Source organism: Trichloromonas sp., assembly GCF_034006665.1.
Lineage (GTDB): Bacteria > Desulfobacterota > Desulfuromonadia > Desulfuromonadales > Trichloromonadaceae > Trichloromonas.
In genome coordinates, this window is the sequence record NZ_JAVESI010000085.1 from 1 (window position 1) to 4,441 (window position 4,441).

Sequence of the window (4,441 nt, forward strand, 5' to 3'; positions counted from 1 at the left end):
TTAAATGAAAAAAAGGATAACGATATAAATTTAGAAACTTTAAAAGATGAAAATGGTAATATAACCATAAATGTTTCAATATCTAATATCGATGATTCAACAGCAAAAGATTTTTTAAAAATGTTTAGTTTCATGGAGTGGTGTGGTAATGTTGGAGCTGGTAGATCATTTAAAGCATATTTTGATGGAGATGGACACTTCAGACCTAAAATTAAAATAGATGGATTTGACATGAAAGAAATTAAATCATTTGATGACGATTGGGACGAAGATACTTTAGATTTAGATTTCGGTGCTTAAATAAGATAATAAGAAAAGATAAAAGATAATAATAGAATATATTATATCATAATTCTGCACGTTTTTATAAGTGATTGATGTATAAGTCAATCACTTTTTATTTATAAAATATTAAAACAATATGATAAAATAGTGTATAAATAATAAAAAGATATTTTATTATAATGAGTAAATCGTTTTTATACCAATTTATACCGGAAAAATATTTATACTTAACAAAAGAAAAGAAGATTTTATATAAAAATAATAATTTAAAGACTGATTATCTTATCAATATTATAAATGAGATAATGATGAAATATTATTTTCATAAAGAAGATTTGATAGATAAAGAAATACATTTTAATATGTGGTCCAGTATACTAAGAAAGAATTATGGGGCTAAATATAATTATTATATTGATTATTTAGTTGAAAATGATTTTATTTATTTAGTATCAGATTATTATGCGAATAAAAAATCTAGAACATATAAATTAAACACTAATAGTATTTTAAATGTTAAAAAATGTAGAATAGATGATCGATTTATCCTAAAAAAGACATCTAAGGAATTTTTACAAAAATCATTTTTAGAATTAAATAATAGTCCTATACCTGTAAATATAAGAAGAAGATTGGTTGATGATTTATATAAAATAAAAATAGATGGTAATTCATCAATTAAATATATTGATAATTTAAAAAATAATAAAGAAATATCATATACAAAATATATGAAAAATTATATTAGTATTGAAAATATTTCATATGGTAACATTTTTTTTAAATTCGATGAATATGGTAGAATGCATACTAATTTCACTGTTTTAAGAAAACATATAAGACAAAATTTTTTATCAATTGATAATGATATTATTGAAGAAATAGATTTAAATAATTCTCAACCATTATTTTTAACAGTTCTTATGAAAGAACAAATGGATATTAAAAATTTAATAAAAAAAGATGTTAGTAGATATATAGAACTTGTACAAAATGGATTGATATACGAAGAATTAGTAAATAAGTTAGGGCTTACATATAGAGAAGATGCAAAGATCATGATGTATAAAGTATTATTTGGGCAAAATGGAGATGCTAAAAAAGAAAATAAAATGTTCTATTCATTATTTCCTAATGTATTTAATTTTATAAAAGATTATAAATCAGTCAGTGATAGTTATAAAACATTAAGTCATGATCTTCAATTACTAGAAAGTGATTTTATATTTAAGAAGGTTGTAAATCACATTTATAATAGTTATGATGATATAGTTATATTTACTATACATGATTCTATTGCATATCCACATAAATATAAAAATGAAGTTAAACAAATATTTGATTATTATAAAAGAAATTTAATATCATAATTTTGTATTATAAAAATTTTTTAATATCTTTGTGAATCAAAAACAATAATATGATTTTTCGTTGGTTAAGATTAATTTTATATAAACCATATTTATTTAATGTTAATAAGTATGGTGATTTATTGCGCAAATGTATCATTAAAAATAATGTAAAATTATTCATATCTACTATTAATTTTATTAAAGATGATTATAAGAAGTATAGTTTTAAAATAGATTCTATTGATTATATTTTTTCAAGGAAATTAGTTAGAACTGAGATATTAGATTATATTTTAGAAAATACTAATTTAAATGAGTATGATACATATCTATTAAAAAAATCTATTTATAATTATGATAATTTGAAAATGTATCATAAAATATCAAAATATTTTATAGAAAAATCAGAAAATGTAAAAATAACAATTATTAAAAGTTTAATATCAGCTTATAATAGGCATGGTAGAAAAAAAATCGAGTATAAAGATGAAATTTATAGATTATATAATACTGATTATATACATTCTATAATGTCAGTTTATCTTGATGACTTGGTTATAGAATCATGTTTTTATAATGATTTTGAATTAATAATATATTTTATAAATAATTTAAAAGTAAAATTACATGAAGATACATTAAGAAGAATATTAATAAAAATTATAAATATTAATAAATTAGATATTATTAAAATAATTTATAAAAAAATTAAAAATATTAAATATAATGATAATTTATTATATTCTTGTATTAATAGAAATCATAAACAAATTTTTGATTTTTTTATTGATAAATATAAAAACGAATTAAGTGATGAGTCAATTAATAATAATTTATTATTAACAATTCAATTTAATGATATTTATTATTTTGAAAAATTATTAAAAATTGATAAAAATCCATCTATGTTTAAAAATAAATGTTTAAATTATGTAATTAATAATATTAAAAATCCATATTTTATCGATTTATTATTAAATCATAAATATTTTAAATTTGAAAATATTGATAATGTAAATGAAATGATTTTTATATTATTTGAAAATAAAAATAAATATATAAATATAATTAATAAGATATTAAATAATGAATACATTTTAAGTAAAATTAGTTTAGATGTTAAGAATAAATATATACCAAATTATAAACCTAAAAAAATAAAAAGAGAATATTATGAATAAAAAAGAAATTGAACAAACATTTTTAAAATTAATTGAGTATACTTATATTTATGGTTATGAGGATTATGTAAAAGAAAATATATTACCAAATAATTTGAAAAAGGATCAATTTGGCAATTATTATATAAAAATTGGAGAATCAAAAACTTTATTTACCAGTCATTTAGATACAGTTGGGAAACAAAAACTTAAAGTAAATTATGAAATTTATGAAAAGGATGGACATAGATTTGTAAAAACTGATGGTAATACAATATTGGGAGCTGATGATAAAGCAGGTGTAACTATAATGCTAAATATGATTGATAATAGTGTACCAGGTCTTTACTATTTTTTAATTGGTGAAGAGACAGGTGGAGCAGGATCTAGATTGTTAGCTAAGTATATGTTTAATATGTTATCTAATTACGACAGGGTTATATCTTTTGATAGAAGAGGATATGGTTCTATTATAAATAGACAAGTTGGAAAATGGTGTTGTTCTAATGAATTTGTCAGTGGTTTATCAGAAGAATTTAAAAAGAATGGAATGGAATTTAAAGCTGATCCATATGGAGTAAGAACTGATTCTGCATATTTTATGGCGATTATACCAGAATGTACAAATTTATCAGTTGGATATTTTAATGAACATAAAGTAACAGAAGAACAAGATTTAGATTATCTTTTAGAACTATGTAATGTTTGTACTAAAATAAATTGGGAATCATTACCTGTTGTTAGAGAACCAGAAAATTTTGATTCAACTGAACCAGAATATGTACAAAAAGTAACAGATTTACCAATGTATAAATTATTTAATATTTTTGATGAAGTATATGATATAATATATGAAGAAGTTAAATTTTTATGTGCTAATGATAATTTTTTCAAACCAGAAAAAGAAATGATTTTTTATGATAAGAATGATTTAGAGGAAACTTTAAATTTTATTGCAATTGTTCATTCTGATGGTTCTATAACATTAAAGAAAAATGATATAAAAATAAAAATTAAAAATATAGATTCATTGAAGAAAAATAAAAAAAGATTAAAATCTATATTATCATTTAGTCACAATTTATATATTGACGAAAAATCTATTAACTATAATTAATGATAACAAAATTTATAAAATATATTAATGAAGGTGTATATATCGATCAATTTAAATTGTTATATGATAATGCACCTTCTTTATTAAAAGAAGAAGTTGATAAAACTAAAAAAGTAGAACAAAGTCTTTATTGGCATCCAGAAGGAAATACTTATATTCATATACAACTAGTGACAAATAGATTACATAATTGTTATAATGATATAAATTTAACACTATCTGGGTTTTTTCATGATTTAGGAAAAACTTATACTACCTACTTTGATGATAAGAAACAATCTTGGTCAGCACCTGGTCACGAAGATATATCAGTTAAAATATTAAATAAATATTCTAACTGGATTAAAAAAATGGGAGGTGATATAAATATTATAGAGTATGTTATTCAAAATCATATGCGATATAAATATATAGATGAAATGAGATTAAACATACAGAAAAATCTTATAAATCATAAATATTTTAAATACTTAGAAAAATTTTCAACCGCAGATTATGGTGGTAGTGAATTAGAATACAAACCAATA

Annotated in this window: 5 protein-coding genes; all 5 read left to right on the forward strand. The window is 19.9% G+C overall.

Features of this window, described 5'->3' with window-relative positions; translation table 11 throughout:
- Positions 1-300, forward strand: a 300-nt coding sequence (locus tag RBR25_RS17395) for a hypothetical protein (RefSeq protein WP_432820809.1), incomplete at its 5' end; no start/stop codon positions are given.
- A 164-nt stretch (positions 301-464) separates the two neighbouring features.
- Positions 465-1,655 carry a hypothetical protein gene (locus RBR25_RS17400; protein ID WP_432820810.1) on the forward strand — a complete coding sequence of 397 codons (1,191 nt, stop codon included), beginning with the start codon at positions 465-467 and terminating at the stop codon, positions 1,653-1,655.
- Positions 1,656-1,705: 50 nt separating this feature from the next.
- A complete protein-coding gene (locus tag RBR25_RS17405) occupies positions 1,706-2,818 on the forward strand; it encodes a hypothetical protein (RefSeq protein ID WP_432820811.1) in 1,113 nt (370 codons plus the stop codon).
- Complete coding sequence (locus RBR25_RS17410) at positions 2,811-3,914, forward strand: hypothetical protein (protein WP_432820812.1); 1,104 nt, start codon at positions 2,811-2,813, stop codon at positions 3,912-3,914. The genes RBR25_RS17405 and RBR25_RS17410 overlap by 8 nt, the downstream gene beginning before the upstream one ends.
- A partial coding sequence (locus tag RBR25_RS17415) for an HD domain-containing protein (protein ID WP_432820813.1) occupies positions 3,914-4,441 on the forward strand: 528 nt, incomplete at its 3' end. The genes RBR25_RS17410 and RBR25_RS17415, both read left to right, overlap by 1 nt.

Excerpts from the sequence above, each read along its gene's own strand:
- RBR25_RS17405 (WP_432820811.1), top strand. The coding sequence starts at position 1,706 with ATGATTTTTCGTTGGTTAAGATTAATTTTATATAAACCATATTTATTT.
- RBR25_RS17400 (WP_432820810.1), top strand. The coding sequence starts at position 465 with ATGAGTAAATCGTTTTTATACCAATTTATACCGGAAAAATATTTATAC.
- RBR25_RS17410 (WP_432820812.1), top strand. The coding sequence starts at position 2,811 with ATGAATAAAAAAGAAATTGAACAAACATTTTTAAAATTAATTGAGTAT.